This window comes from Amycolatopsis stemonae, from assembly GCF_054781455.1.
On record NZ_BAAGUJ010000016.1, the window covers coordinates 57817 to 78370 of the forward strand.

At 71.9% G+C, this 20554-nt stretch carries 17 protein-coding genes; 13 read left to right on the forward strand and 4 right to left on the reverse strand.

The window, feature by feature from the left end:
- Together ACYVLJ_RS39105 and ACYVLJ_RS39110 are read right to left on the reverse strand one after the other, a co-directional pair.
- On the reverse strand, nucleotides 1-840 hold the full coding sequence (locus ACYVLJ_RS39105; RefSeq protein WP_460442442.1) for an ABC transporter permease: 840 nt from the start codon (nucleotides 838-840) through the stop codon (nucleotides 1-3).
- Complete coding sequence (locus ACYVLJ_RS39110; protein ID WP_460442443.1) at nucleotides 837-1766, reverse strand: DrrA family ABC transporter ATP-binding protein; 930 nt, start codon at nucleotides 1764-1766, stop codon at nucleotides 837-839. Before ACYVLJ_RS39110 ends, ACYVLJ_RS39105 begins: the two co-directional genes overlap by 4 nt.
- A 245-nt stretch (nucleotides 1767-2011) precedes the next feature.
- Here ACYVLJ_RS39110 and ACYVLJ_RS39115 point away from each other — a divergent pair, with 245 nt between their 5' ends.
- From ACYVLJ_RS39115 to ACYVLJ_RS39175, 13 genes are all read left to right on the forward strand, one after another.
- Complete coding sequence (locus tag ACYVLJ_RS39115) at nucleotides 2012-3565, forward strand: DUF6801 domain-containing protein (protein WP_460442444.1); 1554 nt, start codon at nucleotides 2012-2014, stop codon at nucleotides 3563-3565.
- A gap of 112 nt (nucleotides 3566-3677) precedes the next feature.
- Nucleotides 3678-4397: a hypothetical protein gene (locus tag ACYVLJ_RS39120; RefSeq protein ID WP_451967485.1), complete on the forward strand. Its 720-nt coding sequence runs from the start codon at nucleotides 3678-3680 to the stop codon at nucleotides 4395-4397.
- On the forward strand, nucleotides 4394-5179 hold the full coding sequence (locus ACYVLJ_RS39125) for an MlaE family ABC transporter permease (RefSeq protein ID WP_460442445.1): 786 nt from the start codon (nucleotides 4394-4396) through the stop codon (nucleotides 5177-5179). The genes ACYVLJ_RS39120 and ACYVLJ_RS39125 overlap by 4 nt, the downstream gene beginning before the upstream one ends.
- Nucleotides 5180-5995, forward strand: a complete 816-nt coding sequence (locus ACYVLJ_RS39130) for an MlaE family ABC transporter permease (protein ID WP_451967481.1) — start codon at nucleotides 5180-5182, stop codon at nucleotides 5993-5995.
- Complete coding sequence (locus ACYVLJ_RS39135) at nucleotides 5992-7188, forward strand: MCE family protein (protein WP_451967479.1); 1197 nt, start codon at nucleotides 5992-5994, stop codon at nucleotides 7186-7188. The genes ACYVLJ_RS39130 and ACYVLJ_RS39135 overlap by 4 nt, the downstream gene beginning before the upstream one ends.
- A complete protein-coding gene (locus tag ACYVLJ_RS39140) occupies nucleotides 7185-8201 on the forward strand; it encodes an Mce/MlaD family protein (RefSeq protein WP_460442446.1) in 1017 nt (338 codons plus the stop codon). Before ACYVLJ_RS39135 ends, ACYVLJ_RS39140 begins: the two co-directional genes overlap by 4 nt.
- Nucleotides 8198-9208 (forward strand): Mce/MlaD family protein, encoded by a 1011-nt coding sequence (locus ACYVLJ_RS39145; protein WP_460442447.1) that lies wholly within the window; start codon nucleotides 8198-8200, stop codon nucleotides 9206-9208. Before ACYVLJ_RS39140 ends, ACYVLJ_RS39145 begins: the two co-directional genes overlap by 4 nt.
- On the forward strand, nucleotides 9208-10206 hold the full coding sequence (locus tag ACYVLJ_RS39150; protein ID WP_460442448.1) for an Mce/MlaD family protein: 999 nt from the start codon (nucleotides 9208-9210) through the stop codon (nucleotides 10204-10206). Before ACYVLJ_RS39145 ends, ACYVLJ_RS39150 begins: the two co-directional genes overlap by 1 nt.
- The gene (locus tag ACYVLJ_RS39155; protein ID WP_460442449.1) at nucleotides 10203-11174 is read left to right on the forward strand and encodes an Mce/MlaD family protein; all 972 of its coding nucleotides are present in this window, start codon (nucleotides 10203-10205) and stop codon (nucleotides 11172-11174) included. The genes ACYVLJ_RS39150 and ACYVLJ_RS39155 overlap by 4 nt, the downstream gene beginning before the upstream one ends.
- On the forward strand, nucleotides 11174-12280 hold the full coding sequence (locus ACYVLJ_RS39160) for an MlaD family protein (protein ID WP_460442450.1): 1107 nt from the start codon (nucleotides 11174-11176) through the stop codon (nucleotides 12278-12280). Before ACYVLJ_RS39155 ends, ACYVLJ_RS39160 begins: the two co-directional genes overlap by 1 nt.
- A complete protein-coding gene (locus ACYVLJ_RS39165) occupies nucleotides 12277-12774 on the forward strand; it encodes a hypothetical protein (protein ID WP_460442451.1) in 498 nt (165 codons plus the stop codon). The genes ACYVLJ_RS39160 and ACYVLJ_RS39165 overlap by 4 nt, the downstream gene beginning before the upstream one ends.
- Nucleotides 12771-13358, forward strand: coding sequence for a hypothetical protein (locus ACYVLJ_RS39170; protein WP_460442452.1), 588 nt, complete (start codon nucleotides 12771-12773; stop codon nucleotides 13356-13358). The genes ACYVLJ_RS39165 and ACYVLJ_RS39170 overlap by 4 nt, the downstream gene beginning before the upstream one ends.
- On the forward strand, nucleotides 13355-17776 hold the full coding sequence (locus ACYVLJ_RS39175; protein WP_460442453.1) for an acyltransferase domain-containing protein: 4422 nt from the start codon (nucleotides 13355-13357) through the stop codon (nucleotides 17774-17776). Before ACYVLJ_RS39170 ends, ACYVLJ_RS39175 begins: the two co-directional genes overlap by 4 nt.
- Nucleotides 17777-17955: 179 nt before the next feature.
- On the opposite strand, the gene ACYVLJ_RS39180 is transcribed toward ACYVLJ_RS39175, so the two are convergent.
- The gene (locus ACYVLJ_RS39180) at nucleotides 17956-19149 is read right to left on the reverse strand and encodes a PucR family transcriptional regulator (protein ID WP_460442454.1); all 1194 of its coding nucleotides are present in this window, start codon (nucleotides 19147-19149) and stop codon (nucleotides 17956-17958) included.
- 24 nt (nucleotides 19150-19173) lie between these two features.
- Nucleotides 19174-20364 carry a helix-turn-helix domain-containing protein gene (locus ACYVLJ_RS39185; RefSeq protein ID WP_460442525.1) on the reverse strand — a complete coding sequence of 397 codons (1191 nt, stop codon included), beginning with the start codon at nucleotides 20362-20364 and terminating at the stop codon, nucleotides 19174-19176.
- Nucleotides 20365-20554: the final 190 nt, after the last annotated feature.

The window sequence follows — 20554 nt, forward strand, 5'->3', positions numbered from 1 at the left end:
TCACGTGTGATGCCCGTTGCGGAAGGTGTGGGCCGCCAGGGTTGAGCCCGCGACGGCGGCCGCGGCCGCGATCAGCAGGGCCGCGGCCAGGGACCAGCCGATCGGACGGGCCAGGGCCAGGGCGCGGGTCGCGTCGATCGCGTACGTCAGGGGGTTCACCGCCGAGACCGCGCGGACCCACGCCGGCATCGTGTCCAGGGGCATGTACGCGCTCGAGGAGAACATCAGCGGGAACATCACGATGAACGACGCCGCCTGCAGTGTCTCGGCTTTGCGCAGCCACGTCGTGATCGCGACGAACACCCAGCTCAGGCACCAGCCGACCACCAGCGTCAAGACCAGCGCCAGACCCAGGCCGAGCACCCCGCCGGCCGGGCGGAAACCCAGGAAGACCACGCTCGCCAGCGCCGTCACGACCAGCTGGACGCCCAGGCGGGCCGAGTCGGCCAGCGTCCGGGCCACCAGCACCGAGAACAGCGAGATCGGCAGGCAGCGCAGCCGTCCGGTGAAGCCGCCGTAGATCTCCGCCAGCAGGCCCGCGCCCGAGCTCATCGCCGTCGTCATCGCGATGTTGACCAGCGTCGCCGGCACCAGGAAGTTCACGTAACCCTGGTACGCCGCGACCCCCGGCAGCGCCCCGACGCCGCTGAACACCTGGCTGAACAGCAAAAGCAGCACCACCGGCTGCGCCAGTCCGAAGAAGACCAGCCGCCGGTCGCCGAACGCCGTCCGCAGGGACCGGGCCGCCAGCACGCGGACCTGCGTCCAGAACCCCGATTCCGGCCACGCCGCGGGATCGGCGAGCGCGCTCACGGCCGCACGGTGCCGGGCCTGCGTCACGACGCCGTCCGGTGCAGGGAAAGGTAGACGTCGTCGAGCGTCGGCTCGGTCACGGTGAGGTCCCGCAGCGGGGCGCCGGCCGCGTCGAGCGCGCGCACCACCACCGGGATGTCGCCCGGGCCGCTCAGCGGCACCGAGAGCACCAGCCCGGCACGGGCCGCCACGAGCCCGAGGTGGGTCAACGCGTCCGCCGCGCGCCGCAACGCGAGTTCGGTGCCGAAGGCCAGCGCCGCCGTCCGGTTGCCGAGGCGGGCCTTGAGCTGCGCCGGCGTCCCCGACGTCGTGATGTGCCCGAGGCCGAGGACGACGACGTGGTCGGCCAGCCGGTCGGCCTCTTCGAGGTACTGCGTCGTCAGCACGACCGTCGTGCCGCGGGCCGCGAGCCCTTCGACGACCGTCCACAGCCCGGCGCGGCTCACCGGGTCGAGGCCGGTGGTCGGCTCGTCGAGGAACAGCACCTGCGGTGCGCCGACGAGTCCCGCGGCCAGGTCCAGCCGCCGCCGCATGCCGCCGGAGTAGGTGCCGGCGGGCCGGTCGGCCGCGTCCTCGAGCCCGAACGCCGCGATCAGCTCGGCGGCCCGGGCCTGCGCTTGACGCGGCTTCGCGCCCAGCAGCCGGGCGATCAGGACGAGGTTCCCGCGCCCGGACAGCGCGTCGTCGACCGCGGCGAACTGCCCGGTGACGCCGATCCGCCGCCGGACCGCGCGCCCGCGCTGCACGACGTCGTAGCCGCAGACGCGGGCGCTGCCGGCACTCGGCCGGACGCGCGTGCTGAGGATGTCGATCAGGGTGGTCTTCCCGGCGCCGTTGTGGCCGAGGACGGCCAGCACGGTGCCGCGGGCGACGCTGAGGCTGATCCCGGCGAGCGCGGTGACTTCACCGTAGGTTTTCGCGAGATCCGTCACGGCGATGACCGGCTGGTTCATGGTTCCCTCCGTGGAAAAAGGTATCGGGAAGCGGCCGGAAAGAGCAAGAAGATCGCCGCCGTCCGCCGTGCGCGTGACAATTTTCGCGAAGCGGGACCGCACGCGCGTGATAAAGGCTGACCTGCGTCAACTTTCCTGGTGAGGGCGATCCCTCGCGCGTGACAAAGAATTCACGGCCGCTTGTCCGTGTGGAAACACGGAGGTACTTTTCGCAGAAATTCCCCCATTCCCCGAGGTGACGAGCCGTGAGATTTTCGTGGAAGTCGAGAAAGCCCGCCTACGGCCTGGCCGCCGCGACGGTCGCGGGTGTGGCGGCGACCGTGGCGCTGGTCGGGGCGGGGCCGACCCAGGCCGCGCCGGTGAGCCTGACGCTGAACTACAACTGCCCGTTCCCGCTGATCGGCGACCAGGTCCTGGCGGTCAAGATCGACACCAACCTGCCCGACGACGCCGTCGCGGGCGCGTCGTCGACCCCGATCACCTTCGACGTCGACGTCACCGTGCCGGAGACCGCGACCGAGGGCCTGGCGCTCGTCGGAGCGACCTCTTTGGACGGTTCGGCCAAGGCCGCGGCCCAGCTCAAGTACCCGGTCGACAAGACGCTGAACCTGAACCTGCCGTTGACCATCGCCTCGACGCCGGTGCCGCCCTCGGGCGCGTTCCACGTCAAGAGCAGCGGCAAGGCGCCGGCCGTGACGTTCCCGAGCCCCGGCACCGCGTCGGTGACGGTCGGGAACTTCAGCACCACGATGACCCCGCGCACCGCGGCCGGCCAGCCGACCGACCTCGGCACGTTCACCTCGGACTGCGTCGCGGTCCCGGGCCAGAACCAGCAGCTGGGCACGTTCGAGATCAAGCCGGCGGGCGGCACGACGACGCCGACCACCCCCACCACGCCGACGACCCCGACGACTCCCACGACCGAGCCCACGACCCCAACGACGGAACCCACGACTCCGACCACTGAGCCGACGACGCCGACCACGCCGACAACGGAACCCACCACCCCGACCACGGAGCCGACGACTCCGACGACTCCGACGACTCCGACGACGGAGCCGACGACCCCGACCACGGAGCCGACGACCCCGACGACGGAACCCACGACTCCGACGACTCCCACGACGGAGCCCACGACCCCGACCACGGAGCCGACGACTCCGACGACCGAGCCGACCACTCCGACCACCGAGCCCACGACGCCGACCACGCCGACGACGGAGCCGACCACCCCGACGACGCCCACCACCGAACCGACCACGCCGACGACCCAGCCGACCACGCCGCCGGGCGGCATCGAGGTCAAGTACTCGGTCAAGGGCAAGTCGGCGCTCAAGCAGCTGCACGCGACGCTCCCGCTCGGCCCCGGCACGCTCGACGCGAAGCTCGACGCCGCGTCCGGCAGGTTCGGCGCCCAGCTCGCCCTGCCGAAGTCGGACGTGAACTTCCGCGTGCTCGGCTTCATCCCGGCGTCGGCGACCGTGAAGCTCGACCAGGTCGGCGCGATCGACGGCACGCTGACCGGCGGCGCGGTCAAGGCGAACGCGCAGATGGACGTCCAGCTCACCAAGGTCCGCGTGTTCGGCTTCCCGATCCTGACGTCGAACTCGTGCCACACGGTCAGGCCCGCGGCCGTGCCGCTGGTCTCGGCGGCCGGGTTCGACCCGCTCAAGGGCGGCAAGCTGACCGCGACCTACGACATCCCGCGGTTCACCGGCTGCGGCTTCCTGACCGGGCTCATCACCGGCCTCACCTCCGGCCCGGGCAACAAGCTGGAGGTGACCCTCACCAAGAAGTGAACTCGTCACGCGGAAACGCAGACCCGCGTGACAAGAATACGAAAAGCCTTGTGGCGCAACGAGAATCGTCAGTAGCTTCGGAAAGGACCGCTCCCTCGATGAGGTATTTCGGATGCTGACCCGGTTCTCGTTGCCCCTCGTGCTGGTGCTCGCGGCGTTCTCGCTGGGGGCGGCGCAAGCCGCGCCCGGCGAGACGCCGTCCCAGCCCGCCGCGGCGACGGAGATCCCCTTCGGCTTCACCCTCGGCGACGCCCAGCAGCCGACCACGAGCCACGTCGCCAAGCTCGGTTCCGACATCGCCTTCCCGCCGGGCACCTTCGACGGCACCCTCGGCGGGCTCACCAGCACCGTGCCCATCAAGGGGAAGCTGGCCATCCCGCCGGCCGACGGCTACTTCGTCGCGTTCCGGTTCATGGCCACCACGGGCCGGGTCGAGATCGTCCCGGACGGTGACGCGACGGGCACGGCCACGGTGAAGACCGGCAAGGACACCAACTGCAAGGCCACGCAGACGAACATCTGCGCCGACACCGACGTCACCGCGAAGGTGTTCATCAAGCTGTCGGACGTCGCAGTGGACGGCAAGGCCCTGGACGTCGGAAGCGACTGCCGAACGGCGCAGCCCGCCGCGGTGACCATCAAGGCCCTGGTGCCGATTTCGCTGCCGGCCCCGCCGGTGAAGGTGACCTCCACCTTCACCACGCCGTCGTTCGCCGGGTGCGTCGGTCACGAAGACGTCAGCCGGCTGCTGACCGGGCTCGTTTCGGGGCCGGGCAACACGTTCGTTTCGAACCTCACCCTGCGGTGCTTCAGCAGCGGGTGCACGGCATGACGGTCCAGGTGCAGCAGCGGGCCGCGAACGGCCTCCGCGAATTCGGCCGCATGTGCGCCATGGGCCTCGACATCGTCCTCGCGATGGCCCGCCGCCCGTACCAGGTTCGCGAGTTCGTCCAGCAGTTCTGGTTCATCGCCAGCGTGTCCATCACGCCGGCGATCCTCGTCTCGATCCCGTTCGGCGCGGTGATTTCGCTGCAGCTCGGCTCGCTCACCAGCCAGATCGGCGCCCAGCAGTTCAACGGCGCGGCGAGCGTGCTGGCCGTCGTGCAGCAGGCGAGCCCGATCGTGACGACGCTGATCATCGCGGGCGCCGGCGGCAGCGCGATCTGCGCCGACCTCGGCGCACGCAGCATCCGCGAGGAGATCGACGCGATGGAGGTGCTCGGCGTCTCGCCGATCCACCGGCTGATCGTGCCCCGCGTGCAGGCCGCCGTCGGCGTGTCCGTGCTGCTGAACGGCCTGGTCAGCGTGGTCGGCGTGCTCGGCGGCTACTTCTTCAACGTGATCATCCAGGGTGGGACGCCGGGTGCGTACCTGGCCAGCTTCAACGCACTCGCGCAGCTGCCCGACCTCGTCGTCAGCTCGGTGAAGGCGGTGATCTTCGGCTACCTCGCCGGGGTCGTCGCCTCCTACCGCGGCCTCAACCCCAAGGGCGGGCCGAAGGGCGTCGGCGACGTCGTCAACCAGTCCGTCGTCATCACCTTCCTGCTGCTGTTCTTCGTCAACACCGTGCTGACCGCGCTGTACCTGCAGCTCGTCCCCGCGAAGGGAACCTGAGTGGCCATCCTCGGCAAACCCGGCGACCGGCTGTTCGACCTCGGCGACCAGCTGCTCTTCTACGTCCGCGCGCTCGCGGCGATCCCGCTGGCGGTGACCCGCTACTTCCGCGAGGTGGTGCGGCTGCTGGCCGAGGTGACGTTCGGCAGCGGCGCGCTCGCGGTGATCGGCGGCACCATCGGCGTGATGGTCGGGCTGTGCGTGTTCACCGGCGTCACCGTGGGCCTGCAGGGCTTCAGCGCGCTGAACCAGATCAACATCTCGGCCATGACGGGCTTCCTCACCGCGTACTTCAACACGCGCGAGATCGCGCCGCTCGTCGCCGGGCTCGCCCTTTCGTCCACTGTGGGCAGTGGGTTCACCGCGCAGCTCGGCGCGATGCGGATCTCCGAAGAGATCGACGCGCTCGAAGTCATGGCCGTGCGGAGCATGCCGTACCTGGTCACCACGCGGATCGTCGCCGGGTTCATCGCGATCATCCCGTTGTACGTCATCGGGTTGCTGATCTCCTACCTCGGCTCGCGGCTGACCACGGTCGTCTTCTTCGGACAGTCCGGCGGCACCTACGACCACTACTTCACGCTGTTCCTGCCGCCGGGTGACGTCCTGTGGTCGTTCGGCAAGGTGCTCGTCTTCAGCGTCGGCGTGATCCTGACGCACTGCTTCTACGGCTACCGCGCGTCCGGCGGGCCGGCCGGGGTCGGGGTCGCGGTCGGCCGGGCCGTGCGGACGTCGATCGTGCTGATCAGCGTGCTCGACCTGTTCCTGTCGCTGGCCATCTGGGGTGCGACGACGACGGTGAAGGTGTCCGGATGAGCCGGCTGCGGACACAGCTCGCCGGGGTCGCGTTCCTCGGCGTGCTGGTGCTGCTCGGCTACCTCGCCGTGGCGATCTACGACAAGGACTTCGACGACTCCGAGCTGGTGACGCTGCGGGCGGACCGGGTCGGCAACCAGCTCGCGCCGACCGCCGAGGTCAAGGTCAAGGGCGTGCCGTTCGGGGAGGTGCGGGCGGTGCGCAGCTCGGGCACGGGTGCCGAGATCGACCTGGCCCTCGACCCGGCGAAGATCGGGATGCTGCCCGAGAACGTCTCCGCGCGGCTGCTGCCGAAGACGGTGTTCGGCGAACGGTACGTCAACCTCGTGCTGCCGGACCGTCCACAGGGGACGCTCCGGGCCGGGGACGTGATCGGGCAGGACCGCTCGGCGAACGCGATCGAGCTGGAACGCGTCCTCGGCGACCTGCTGCCCCTGCTGCGCGCGGTCCAGCCGCAGAAGCTGAACAGCTCGCTCGGCGCGATTTCGCAGGCCCTCGACAACCGCGGCGAGCCGATCGGCGACAGCATCGTCAAGCTGCAGGACCTGCTGGCCCAGGTGAACCCGCTGATGCCGCAGTTCAAAGCGGACATCACCGGCCTGGCGAACGCGGCCGACGTCTACACGACCGCCGCGCCGGACATCCTGCAGGCGCTGACCGACCTGTCGACCACGGCGAAGACCATTGTGGACACCCGGGCGGACCTCGACAACCTCTACACGAGTGTCACGAGTGCCACCGGGCACCTGAACGACTTCCTCCGCAAGAACAAGGACAACATCATCGGCGTCTCCGTCGAAAGCCGTCCGTCGCTGGAGCTGCTGGCGAAGTACTCGCCGGAGTTCCCCTGCCTGTTCGACGCGGTGAACCGGCTCAAGCCGCTGATGGAGAAGGCCCTCGGCAAGGGCACGAACGAGCCGGGCCTGCACGTGACGCTCACCGTGCAGGACCCGCGCGCCAAGTACGTGCCCGGCCGCGACAACCCGCGGTACGACGCCACCGGCGGCCCCAAGTGCTACGGCGGCGGAGCGGCGGCACCGGGGGCGACCGACGGCGACCTCGGCCCGGCGAACTCACCGGGGGAACGGCAGCTCGTCGCCGAGGTGCTGAAGCCGACGCTCGGGGACGTGCCGGACTGGAGCAGTGTCCTGATCGGACCGGCGTTGCGCGGAACGGAGGTGACCGTCCGATGAGGAGCGTCACGGGCCCCGCGATCAAGGGGCTGATCTTCTTCGTGGTCACGGCCGTCGCCACCGGGGTCCTGGCGATCACGATCGCCAACTCGAGCGTCGGCGCGACCATCGGGTACACGGCCCGCTTCACCGACGCGACGTCCGTCAACCCCGGCGACGAGGTTCGCATGGCCGGCGTCCGGATCGGCCAGGTCGACGACGTGCACGTCGTCGAACACCGGCTGGCCGACGTCGCGTTCTCCGTCGACCGCACGCACCGGCTGACGGCGTCGGCCTCGGTCACCATCCGCTACCGCAACCTCGTCGGGCAGCGGTACCTCTCGGTCGACCCGGGCGCCACCGACACGTCGCCGACCCTCGCCGAGGGGGCGCAGATCCCCTTGGAACGGACCAGGCCGGCGCTCGACCTCACCGCGTTGTTCAACGGCTTCAAGCCGCTCTTCCAGGCGCTGTCGCCCACCGACGTCAACCAGCTGTCGTTCGAGATCATCCAGGTCCTGCAGGGCGAGGGCAGCACGATCGAAAGCCTGTTGCAGCACACGGCTTCGCTGACGTCCACATTGGCCGGCAAGGACGCCGTGATCGGCCAGGTGATCGGCAACCTCAACACCGTCCTCGACACCGTGAACGCCCAGGGCGACCAGTTCGACGCGCTCGTCGACACGACGTCGCAGCTGGTCACCGGCCTGGCCGCGGACGCGAAGCCGATCGGGCAGGCGATCGGCGGTCTCGGCGAGCTGACCACGGCGACGGCCGGTCTGCTGCAGGACGGGCGTCAGCCGCTCAAGGACAGCATCACCGCGCTCGGCGACCTGTCGAAGAACCTGGCCGACAACACCCCGGTGTTCCAGCAGTTCATCGACAACCTGCCGAAGAAGCTCGACCGCATCGGCACGCTCTTCTCCTACGGCTCGTGGGCCAACTTCTACCTGTGCTCGGTCGACACCGACGCGAAACCGGCGCCGGGCGGCCCGCCGCCGGGTATCCCCGTCACGGCTGCGAGGTGCCGGTGAAACCGCCCCGCATCAAGCCGTTCCGCAGCCGCAACCCGATCGCCGTCGGGGCGGTGACGGCGCTGGTCATGGCGCTCGTCGGCAGCGCGACGTTCTTCTCCGACGACCTGCCGATCATCGGCGGCGGCACGACGTACAGGGCGGAGTTCCACGAGGCCGCCGGCCTCAAGCCGAACGACGAAGTCCGCGTCGCCGGAGTGAAGGTCGGCGAGGTCAACGACGTCCGGCTGGCCGGTGACCACGTCGAGGTGCTGTTCCGGGTCAAGGACACCTGGGTCGGCAACCGGACGACGGCGGCGATCAAGATCAAGACGCTGCTCGGCCAGAAGAACCTCGTGCTCGACCCGGTCGGCAACGCCGAGCTGAACCCGGACCAGCCGATCCCGGTCGAGCGGACGAGCTCGCCCTACGACGTCACCGAGGTGTTCAACGACCTGGCCAGCACGGTCGGGGCGATCGACACGAACCAGCTCGCGCAGGCGTTCCGGGTGCTGTCGGACACGCTCGGCGCGTCGGCGCCGCAGGACGTGCGCACCGCGTTCGACGGCATCGCCGCCTTGTCGCAAACGCTTGCGTCCCGGGACGACGAGCTCGTGAAGCTGTTCCAGAACACCAACCAAGTGTCCAAGACGCTCGGCGAACGCTCCGACCAGATCCAGGCGCTGATCCGCGACGGGAACACGCTGCTCACCGAACTCAACGCCCGCAAGGACGCCATCGCGAAGCTGTTCACCGGCATCAAGGACCTGGCGATCCAGCTGCGCGGGCTCGTCGCCGACAACCAGAAGACACTCGGCCCGGCGCTCGACCAGCTCGACCGCGTCGCCACCGTGCTGCAGCAGAACCAGGGGAAGCTGGAGGACAGCCTGCGCCTGGCCGGCCCGTTCTACCGGTTGCTCGGCAACGCCGTCGGCAACGGCCGGTGGATCGACACCTACATCTGCGGGCTCATCCCCACCGGCACCACGCCGGGCAGCTGCCTGCCGCCCAAGAACGGGGGACGCTGATGGCGCACCAGCTCATCGACCTGGGAGCCCGGGCACGACGGCGCACGCGGATGCGAGCCCTCACCCTCGGCGTACTTCTCGCACTGGTCGTCTCGGCCGCTTGGCCCGTGGTCACCGCACCCGCCGAACGCACGCTGACCGCGTACTTCGCCGCCGCCGTGGGGATCTACCCGAACTCCGACGTCCGGGTGCTGGGTGTCGCCATCGGGTCGGTGTCCGAAGTGGAGCCGAACGGCACCGACGTCAAGGTGACCATGACCTTGCGGCCCGACGTCCAGCTCCCGGCCGACGCCGGGGCCGTCGTCATCACCCCGAGCCTGGTCGCCGACCGGTACGTGCAGCTCACGCCCGTCTACCGCGGTGGGCCGCGGCTGGCCGACGGCGCGTCGATCCCGCGGGAGCGCACCGCGACGCCGGTCGAGGTCGACGACCTGCTGCACAGCCTGAACCAGCTGATGACGGCGCTCGGCCCGCAGGGCGCCAACAAGGACGGCGCGGTCAGCGAGGTGCTGACCAAGTCGGCCGAGTACCTGAACGGAAACGGGCAGACCATCGGCACGGCGATCAAGAACCTCGGCGAGTTCGCCCGGGCGGCAAGCGACTCGAAGGACGACCTGTTCAGCTCGGTCGACAACATCAGCAAGTTCACCGCGATGCTCGCCGCGAACGACGGGCAGGTGAAGCAGGCCATCTCGCAGATCGCGTCGCTGAGCAAGGTTCTCGCCGACCAGCGCGACCAGTTCTCCGGCGCGCTGACCGAGCTGACCCAGGCGCTGGGCGTCGTGCAGGGCTTCATCAAGGACAACCGCGGCAAGGTCCAGTCCGATGTGGACAAGCTCGTCGGCGTCACCAAGGTGCTGGTCGACCAGAAGGACTCGCTTTCCGAGGCCCTCCAAGCCGCCCCGAACGCCCTGACGAACCTCCTCGGCGCCTACGACCAGGCCAACGGGACCATCGACGGCCGCGGCAACCTCCTCGAGTTCGCGGAGCCGAAATGAAGTCCCTGGTCAAGTTCGCCGCGGTGGTGACCCTCGCGCTGGTCACCACCGGCTGCGGCCGCGGCGTGAGCGTCTACGACATCCCGCTGCCCGGCGGCGCCGCGCTCGGCGACCACCCGATCCACGTCACCGCGAGCTTCACCAACGTGCTCGACCTGGTGCCGCAGTCCGGGGTCAAGGTCAACGACGTCCCGGTCGGGCAGGTCGTCAAGGTCGAACTGGCACCGGACGGGCACAGCGCGCTCGTCGACCTGCTCGTCAACGGCGACGTCGACCTGCCGGGCAACGCCGTCGCGCGGCTGCGGCAGGCGAGCATCCTCGGCGAGAAGTTCGTCGAACTGGCCCCGCCGGACGACGCGACGCCGTCGGGCCGGCTGCTCGACGGCGCGAACATCCCGCTCGACCGGTCCACGCTGACCCCGGAGATCGAGGAAGTCTTCGGCGCGCTTTCGTTGCTGCTCAACGGCGGTGGGGTGGCGCAGGTCCAGAACATCAGCCACCAGCTCAATGCCGCCCTCGGCGGCCGCGAAACCGCGGCCCGCAGCCTGCTGTCCAGTTTGGACGCCTTCGTGAAGGGGCTCGACGGGCACCGCACGGAGATCACGCGGGCCATCGAGAGCGTCAACAAGCTGGCGCAGACGCTGAACGCGCACACCGGCCAGATCACCACGACGCTCAACGGCCTCACCCCCGGCATCAGCGTCCTCGACCAGCAGAAGGAAGCCCTGGTCGGGATGCTCAAGTCGCTCGACGGCCTGACGTCGGTCGCCGTCGACACGGTGAACCGGAGCAAGGACGACCTCGTCGCCGACCTCAAGGCGCTCGAACCCCTGCTCCGGCGGCTGGCCGACTCCGGCGACAAGCTGCCGAAGGCCATGGAGATGATCTTCACCTTCCCGTTCGCGGACGCCGCGCTCGACACCATCCGCGGCGACTACCTCAACGGCTTCCTCAAGGTGGGGCACTGATGCTGACCCGGTTCGTGCGCGTGCAGGTGACGATCTTCGTCGTCATCGCCGTGGTCGGCGTCGCGTACGTCGGCGCGACGTACGCGGGTCTCGACAAAGTTTTCTTCGACCGCGGCTACACCGTGACGGCCCAGTTCCCGACCGGTGGCGGCATCTTCACCAACGCCGAGGTGACCTACCGCGGGGTGCCGATCGGCCGCGTCGGCGAGCTGCGGCTGACCCCCGCCGGGATGGAGGCCGACCTCGAGATCGACTCCGGCACGGCGCCCGTCCCGGCCGACACCGAAGCCGTCGTCGCCGACCGCTCGGCCGTCGGCGAGCAGTACGTCGACCTGCGGCCGCGTACCGACGGCGGGCCGAAGCTGCACGACGGGTCGGTGATCACGCAGGCCGACACGAAGATCCCGTTGCCGGTCGACGTCGTTTTGTCGACAGTGGACACCTTCGCCGACTCGGTGCCGAAGCCGGCGCTGCGCACGGTCGTCGACGAGCTGTACAACGCGACGTCCGACGCCGGCCCGGCGCTGGACCAGCTCGTCGGCCGCGGCATCGAGTTCGTGCAGGCCGCGAGCGCGCACGTCGCGCCGCTGACCCGGTTCGTCACCGACGCGCACGTCGTGCTCGACACCCAGGTGCAGCAGGCCGGCGCGATCCGCAGCTTCGGCGCGAACGCGAAGCTGCTCGCCTCGACGCTGAAGCAGTCCGACGGCGACCTGCGGACCCTCATCCCCGCCGTGCCCGCCGCGGCGAACGAGGTCGGCGCGCTGATCCGCGACTCCGGCCCGCAGCTGGGCGTCCTGCTGGCCAACCTCCTCACCACGGCAGACGTCCTCGAGGCCCGCCAGGACGGGCTCCGGCAGCTGCTGATCACCGCGCCGCAGGCGGTCGCCGCGGGCACCGCGGTGGTGCGGCCGGACGGCGCGCACTTCGGGCTGTCGCTGACCTTCTTCGACCCACCGCCGTGCACCACCGGATACACGACGCCCTACCGCGACGGCCTCGACACCTCGGTCCGCCCGCTGAACACGGCCGCGCGCTGCGCGTTGCCGAAGGGTGACCCGACGGGCGTCAAGGGCTCGCAGAACGCACCAGGAGGACGGCCGTGAGAATCGTCGCGTGGCTGGCCGCGGTCGTGGCGACCGCCGCGGCCGGGTGGTCCGGGTTCACGTGGTGGCAGGCGGCACACGACGACGGCGTCGCGCGGGCCGTGGTCCGGGAGGAAGCCCTGCGGGCGGGGCGAACTGCCGTAGCCGGACTGACCACTTTGGACTACCACCGGGCGGCGCCGGGGTACCAGCGCTGGCTGGATCTCTCCGGTGGCGCCCTGCACGACGAGCTGGCCGCGGACCGTCAGGGCAGTCTCGACCGGATCGCGCAGGCGAAGACCGTCACCACCGGCAAGGTGACCGACGCGGCGGTGACCGAAGTGGACACCGGCGCGGGCACCGCGAAGCTGATCGCTTCGGTCGAGCTCGTGGTGACACCGGACGGCGGGGACGCCGTGACCAAGCGCAACCGCTTCCAGGCCGACCTGACGCGCGGGCCGGACGGCTGGCACGTCACCGGCCTCGGCCAGGTCCCGACCGGGGAGGCACCGTGACCGTTCCGACGAAGAAACGCCTGGTGAAGGTCGCGGGCCGGCACCACGAACCGGCACCCGAGCCGGCAGAAGACCCGCCGGCGAAGCCGAACCGCCGAGCGCGGTGGGTGCCCGCGTTGATCGTCGTGGTGATGGCGGGGCTCGCCGTGTGGTTCACGCTCGAGGCGCGGGCCACCAACGCCGTCGTCGCGCACAACACGGCGCTCTCGGACGTCGCGGGCACGGCGGAGGCCGGGAAGCAGATCAGCGCGGCCCTCGGCACGCTCTTCTCCTACCGCTACGACCAGCCGGCGAAGAACGAACAGGCCGCGAAGGACCTGCTCACGGGCCCCGCGCTCGCGCAGTACGACCAGCTCTTCGGCCAGGTCCGCAAGCTGGCGGCCGACCAGAAGCTCGTGGTGACGTCGAGCGCCGTCGCGTCCGGGGTGAAACTGCTCGACGGCGACCGCGCGGCGCTGCTGGTGTTCCTCGACCAGACCGGCACGAGGGGCGACGGGCAGCACAGCACCGGCGCCGCCCAGCTGAGCGTCACGGCCGAACGCGTCGCGGGGAAGTGGCGCGTGACCGGGATGTCCGCCGCGTGAACGACCCCGCGGAGCTCCGGCGGTGGCTCACCGAGCGGCTCGCCGGCCTCGCCGGGGTCGCGCCGGAGGTCGTCGACGCCGGGGTCCCGATCGCCGAGCTGGGCCTGTCGTCCCGGGACGCGGTGACCGTCGCGGCCGAGCTCGGCGAGCTGCTCGGCCGCGAGCCCGACCTCGGCCTGCTCGGGCGGTACCCGTCGATCGCCGCGCTGGTCGCGGCCCTGGCCCCGCCGGTCGCCCGGCCCGCGGAGCCGGTCGCGGTGCTCGGCGTCGGCGGCCGCCCCGAAGTGGCCGGCCCGGGCGCGTTCGACGCCGAGTTCTTCGGGGTCGGCCCGGCCGAGGCCGCGGCGATGGACCCGCGGCTGCGGATCCTCCTGGAGACGACGTGGGCCGCGCTCGAACACGCCGGCCTCCCGCCGGGCACGCTGCGCGGCAGCCGCACCGGCGTCTTCGCCGGCATCACCGGCCCCGCGTGGTTCGCGACCGGGCCGGGCATCGCCGACGGGGTGGCCGAGCGGTTCGACCTGCGCGGTCCGAGCCTGACCCTCGACGCGTCCGCGCTGGCGGCCGTGCACCAGGCCGTCCGCGCGCTGGCCGCGGGCGAGGCCGACCTGGTGCTGGCCGCCGGGGCGCACGTGATGTTCACGCCACCATCCGACGGCGAGGGGTGCGGCGTGGTGGTCCTCAAGCGGCTCGCCGACGCCCGGCGGGACGGCGACCGCGTGCTCGCCGTGGTCCGGGACAGCGCGATCGGCCGTTCGGCCGCACTCGGCCCGCGGGACTCCATCGACGTGAGCGGATCCGGTGCTGCGCAGGAGATCTTGGGCCTGATCGAAGTGGTGCGGTCGCTCTGGCACGACCGGCTGCCCTCGGGGATCGCGTGCGCCCGCGGCACGAACGCGCACGTCGTGCTCGAGGGGTGGCCGAAGCCCCTCGCCGCCACGCCCGGCTCGCGGTGGAACGGCCGGCCGCAGATCTTCACGGTGTCGGCCCGGTCGGAAACCGCGTTGCGCCGCCGCGCCGGCGATCTGGCGGACTGGCTGGCCGCGCCGGGACGCGGCACCGCGCCGGGCGACCTCGCGGCGACGCTCGCCCGGCGGCGCGACCAGCTGCCGTTGCGGGCCGCGGTGGTGACGTCGTCCCGCGGGGCGCTGATCGCGGGTCTGCGTGCGATGGCCGAAGGTGGGACCACAGTGGACGTTGTGCGCGGTACGGCCGGGCGCGGGCTGCCGCGCCCGGTCTTCGTCTTCCCGGGGTACGGCTCGCAGTGGCCGGCGATGGGCCGGCGGATGCTGGGCGCCGAGCCGGAGTTCCGGGCGGCGGTGGCCGCGCTGGAGCCGGTGTTCCTGGCCAAGGCCGGGTTTTCGCTGCGGGGCGCGTTGCGCCGGCCGCTCGGCGATCCCGCCGTGGTGGCGCCGCTGGTGTTCGGCCTGCAGGTCGCGCTGGCGGAGTGGTGGCGTGCGCACGGCGTCGAGCCCGCCGCCGTGGTCGGCCACTCCTCGGGGGTGGTCGCGGCCGCCGTCGTCGCGGGCGTGCTGGACGTCGGCGCGGGGCTCGACATCGTCGTCGGGGCGAAGCCGCCGCCGTTCCGCGCCCGGCCGCCCGCGGTTGCCTGGTACTCGAGCGGGCTCGACGACCCCCGTGCGGTGCCGGACTTCGACGCGGACTACCGGATTCTTCCGCCGGACCGGCCGGCGGCCCTCGCCGAAGCCATCGCCGCGGCGGTGGCCGACGGGTACCGGTGGTTCGTCGAGATCTCGCCGCACCCGATCGCGCTCCCGGTGGCCGAGCGGACCGGGGTTCGGACGCTGGCCACGCTCAGCCGTCGTGACGGTGAAGAAAACGCTTTCGCACGCTCGCTCGCCGAGCTGCACGTCGCCGGGCACCCGGCGGCCCTCGACCGGCGATACCCGGAGGCGCCCGTGCTCGACCTGCCACCCCCGCCGTGGGAGCGCCGGACGTTCCACCCGCCGCGGCGGGCCGTCGCCCATCCGCTGCTGGGCACGCGCGTCGAGGTGCCGGAGGAAGACCGGTCGCTGTGGCAGGCGGCGATCGCGCCGGACGCGCCCGAGTGCCACCGGGTGGACGGCGTGCCGGTGTTCCCGGCGACCGGGTTTCTCGAACTGGTCCTCGCCGGGGCGCGGGAGGTGCTGGGCACCGGCCGCGTCCGGGTCGACGGGCTCGAGGTGCACCGGTCCCTCGTGGTCACCGGGGAAACGGTGCTCAGCACGGAGATCCGTGCCGACGGCGCCGCCGTGGTGCGCGCGAAGGCGGGCGCGGCGTGGGTGCGTCACGCGACGGCCTGGGTGGCCGCGGACACCGATCCCGCGCCTTCCGCGCTGCCTGAGGGGGCTGCGCTCGAAGTGCCTTTCGAGCCCGGCTATGCGTTGCCCCCGGCGCTGGCGGACGCCTGTCTGGAAGTCCTCAATGGACGGTCACCAACGGGGTTCGGCCGGGTCCGGTTGCTCGGCGATCCGCGTCTCGGCGTGCGCTGCCTGACGGACGGTGTCAGGGCGGTGCAGCTCGTCGCCGCGGACGGCGAGGTCGTCGTGGACTTCGGCGACGTCCGTGCTCAGGCCCCCGGTGGCGGTCCGCCCGCCGGGTTCGCGACGAGCTGGCCCGAGGTGCCGCTGCCGCCGGGCCCGCCGGGGGAACCGGGTTCTTGGCTGCTGCTCACCGACGAACACCCGGCCGCGCTCGGCCGGGCCGTCGCGCTGGCGCTGGCCCTGGCCGAAGCCGGGGACGAAGCGCTTTCGCTGCCGCAGGACGACCTCGACGAGCTGCCGGGGTTCCTGGCCGGGCGGGCGGTCCGCGGTGTCGTCTTCCTCACCGGGGCACCGCACGCGTACCACGACCCCGAGGACGCCCAGGACCTGTTGCTGTCCGTGCTTTCGGTCGTCGCGCGGCTCGGCTCCGGCGTCCGGTTCCACCTCGTCACGCAGTCGAGCGGCGAGCCGGGGCTGGTGTTCCTGCGCGGCCTCGTGCGGGTGCTCGCCTTCGACCGGCCGGATCTGCGGGCGAGCCTCGTCGACTGCGACGCTCGGTCCGATGTGGACGTTCTCGTGCGCGAGCTGCGTTCGGACGCGCCGGACGACGAAGTCCGCTGGCGCCACGACGTCCGGTACGCGGCGCGGCTGGAGCGCGTCCCGCTCGTCGACGGGGTTTCCGCCGGGCCCGGTGCGTACGTGATCACCGGTGCGCTCGGGTTGTCCACCGCGCGCTGGCTGGCGGACAACGGCGCGACGCGGATCGTCCTCCTGGGCGGTGGTGTCGAACTGTCCGAAGTGGACGTCGTGTCCGTTGCCGGGGACATCGCCGAGCCCGGCGTCGCGGAGCGGCTCGTCGCCGCGGCGACCGCGGACGGCCTGCCGCTGCGGGGAATCGTGCACGCGGCCGACGACAGCGGGTCGTTCTGGCGCGCCAAGGTCCTCGGCGCGCGCCGGCTGCACGAGGCGACTTCGGACGTGCTGCCGGACTGGTGGCTGTTGTACTCCTCGGCGGCGGCGTTGCTCGGCGCGCCCGGGCGGACGGCCGACGCCGTCGCGAACGCGTGGCTGGACGCGTTCGCCGCGTGGCGGCGGTCGCGGGGCCTGCCCGCGACGTCGGTGAACTGGGGCGCGGACGTCGTGGTGGACGCCTTGCCCGCGGTGCTGGCGGCGGACCGGCCGTCGGTCGGCGTCGCGCGGCTGGACGTCGCGGCCCTCCCGGACCGGCCGTTCTTCTCGTCGCTGCCCCCACGGCGGCTCGCGGACGTCTTCGCCGAGGTGCTCGGCCGCGCGGTGCCCCCGGACGTGCCGTTGATCGAGCTGGGCCTGGACTCCCTGACGGCGTCACGTGCCCGGGCCGCGGCCGAGCGCGAACTGGGCGTCGTGCTGCCGGTGCCGTTGCTGCTGCGCGGCGCGAGCCTGGCCGACCTGACGGGGCCGTCACTGCGGGTCTTGCGTTCGGGCGACGGCGCGCCGCTGGTGGTGTTCGGCGAGCCCGGGGCGTACCGGCCGCTGCTGGACCTGCTGGGCGGGATCCCTTGCTACGGCGTCGAAGCAGCCGACCCGGCTTTGTGCGTTCCGTTGCTGCGTGAGGGGTTGCCGTCCGGGCCGTACCGGCTGGCCGGCTGGGCGTCGGGCGGACGGCTGGCGTTCGAGACCGCACAGCGCCTGACGGCGCTCGGCGAGCGGGTCGAGGTCGTGCTGCTCGTCGACCCGGATCCGCCGGCCGACGCCTCGCCGTACGCGGGCCGCGTCGTGCTGTTCCCCGCCTCCGCGGTCCACCCGGCCTGGATGTCGTCCTGCCCGGACCTGCACGTCGAGCCCGTCCCAGGCGACCACCGGTCCATGCTGGACCTACCGCACGTCGAGGTGCTGGCCAGGCACGTCGCGGCCGAACTCGCCGGCCGCACCACCCCCGGCCCCACCCCGGTCTGACCGTGATGCCCTCCCAATCACACGTGGTGCCCTCCCAATCACACGTGGTGCCCCTCTGATCACGTGAGATGCCCCTCGCCGCACACCGGCCCGCGGTGCGGGAACGGGCATCACTCGTGATTGGAGAGGCATCACGTGTGATTGAAGGGGCATCACGTGTGATTGAAGGGTCGACACGGTCAGGTCAGGGTGGCGCGGAGGGCCAGGATCATCTCGAAGCGGTCGTCCGGGTCACGGAGGTGGTCCGCGAAGAGGGTTTCCAGCTCTTGGGCCCGGGCCCGGACGGTCTGGGGGTGGATCGCCAGGCGGTCCGCGACCTCGCGGACGTTGCCGCACGTCTCCAGCCAGGCCAGCAGCGTGCCCGCCAGGCGGTTGTACTGCTTCGGGGTCAACGCCGTCAGCGGGCCCAGGCGGCGGCGGGACACCTCCGTCGCCAGGAACGGCTCCTTGCGCAGCCAGAGCGTGGCGAGGTGGTCTTCGCACCAGGTCAGGGGCTCGTCCGGGAGGACGTCGGCCACCAGGCGCAACGTTTCCTGCGCCGTCGCCAGCGAACGGGCCGCCTGGCGTGGCGGCACCGGCGGGCCGACCACCGCCCGGTGTCCCGCCAAGGCCGTGGCCAGCGACGAACGCTCGGCGGGCGCCGGCAGCAGCAGCCGCGGGGTCCCGTCTTCGAAGTCCTCCAGCGCACCCAGCCCCGTGACGTCCGCCTGCCCGTCCAGCGCCACCGCCACCACCCGGTGCGGCAACGGCCAGTCCGCGGCCGTCGCGGCTTCCTGGACCGTCCGGGACGGGGACGGCGGGTCCGCCAGCAGCAGGTCCAGCAGTCGACGGCGACGCCGTTCCAGCGCGCCCGCGGCCCGGGCCTGCGCGGCCGCGTGCCCTTCGATCGACAACGCCGACAGTTCGTCGATGTAGGCGAAGATGGCCTCGGCCAGCAGGCACAGGGTCGCCGACGGCACGCCCGCCCGCGTCCCCACCTCGGCCATCCGCCGCCACGTGACGCGCGCGCCGACCCGGTAGGCCGCCTGCAGCACGTCGAGGTTGCGACCCTGCGCGAGCTCGTGGACCCCCAGCCCGACGAACACCTTCCGCCGCGAGTCCGGGATCGGCCCGGACGCGGCGATCCGGTCGATGAACTGCAGGATCGCCGCCTGCACGCCCGCCCGCAGCGCCTTGCCGAACGCGCCGTCGAGCGGCCGCGCGTAGTCCGGGATGGTCCGCTGGATCTCGCGCAGCACCTCGTCGGCGACGTCCAGCATCCGCGGCCGGAACACCGCGGCCAGCTCGCGGGGGAGCAGGGCCCACAACTGGCCCGGCCGGCCGTCGCCGCCCAGCATCGGCCCGAAGGCCGTTTCGACGGGTGCTCCCGTCATCGCCCACCTCATCGTCGAGTCGGGTCAGGAGCCGAGCAGAGCCTCCGCGCGCAGCGCGATCTCCATGTCGAGCCGGTCGTCGGCGTTGTTGAGCCGGTCGCCGAACAGGTCGACGAGCTGGTGCATCCGGTACCGCACGGTCTGCGGGTGCACCTTGAGCTTCTTCGCGATTTCGGGCGCGCTGCCGCGGGACTGCAGCCAGATCAGCAGTGTCTCGCCGAGCCGCGCGCGCTGCTTCGGCGTGAGGTCGCGGAACGGCTCCAGGCTGCGCATGCACAGTTCGCGCACCAGGAACTCGTCCGAGAGCAGCCACAGCGTGGACAGGTGGTCGGTGCAGCGCGTCAGGGCCGCGTCCGGCAGGACGCCGCGCTGGACGAGCTTCAACGTCCGGCGCGCCCACAGCAGTGACCGCGGCGCGTCGGTGAGCCGCACGGTCGGGCCGATCACCGCGCGCCAGCCCTGCAGCCGCTCGGTGAGGTTCTTCAGGTGCTTCTCCGGGTCGCCGGTGACCAGGCACGGCTCGCCGCCTTCGAGGTCGACGAGGACGTCGGAGTGCAGGTCCGGCGCGGCGAGGCTGTGCTGGTCGGCGCGGGGTTCGAGGGCGACGACCGTGACCTCCGACGGCAGCGTCCACTGCGCGGTCGCGGCCTGCGCGGTGATGGTCTGCGGGGCGGACGGCGGGTCGGCGAGGAGCAGTTCGAGCAACCGTCTCCGGCGCCGCGCCCGGGTGCCCGCGGCGCGGGTCTGCGCCGCCGTGTAGCCCTCGATCGAGAGGGCGGAGATCTCGTCGACGTAGGCGAAGATCGCTTCGGCGCTGGTGCACAGCATGTCCGCGCCGAGGCCCGCGGCCTGGCCGAACTCCGAGATGTGCCGCCACGCGACGCGCCCGCCGACCCGGTAGGCCGTCTGCAGGCAGTCGAGGCTGCGGCCCTCGTTGAACTCGATCTTGCCGAGGTTGCGGAACACGGTCGTCCACGTCTCGAGCGGCACGGCACCGGGCGTGCCGACACTGTCGAGGCACTGGATGATCGCCTGCCGGACACCCTGCGTGATGATGTGCCCGAACGCGCCTTCGAGCGGCTGGCGGTATTCGGGCACCGCGCGCTGGACTTCCTGCAGGATGGCCCTGGCCAGCGGGTCGACCCGCGGCTTGAAGCGGATCGCCAGCTCGCGCGGCAGCGACGCCCACAGCCCGATGGCGCCGGAAGCGCGCACGGGCCGGGGCTCGCCGGAGGTCCGCTGGGCCGGCGGGTAAGCGGTCCGGGGCCGGTCGGCCGACACGGACTGCTGCCGGTAGGCCGGTCCGGAAGAACGTTCGCCGGGGGTGGGCCGGACCACGCGCTGGGCGGGGCCGGCGAACCCGGTGTCCACGTCGGTCATGTGTTTTATCCTTGCTGGCAACAAA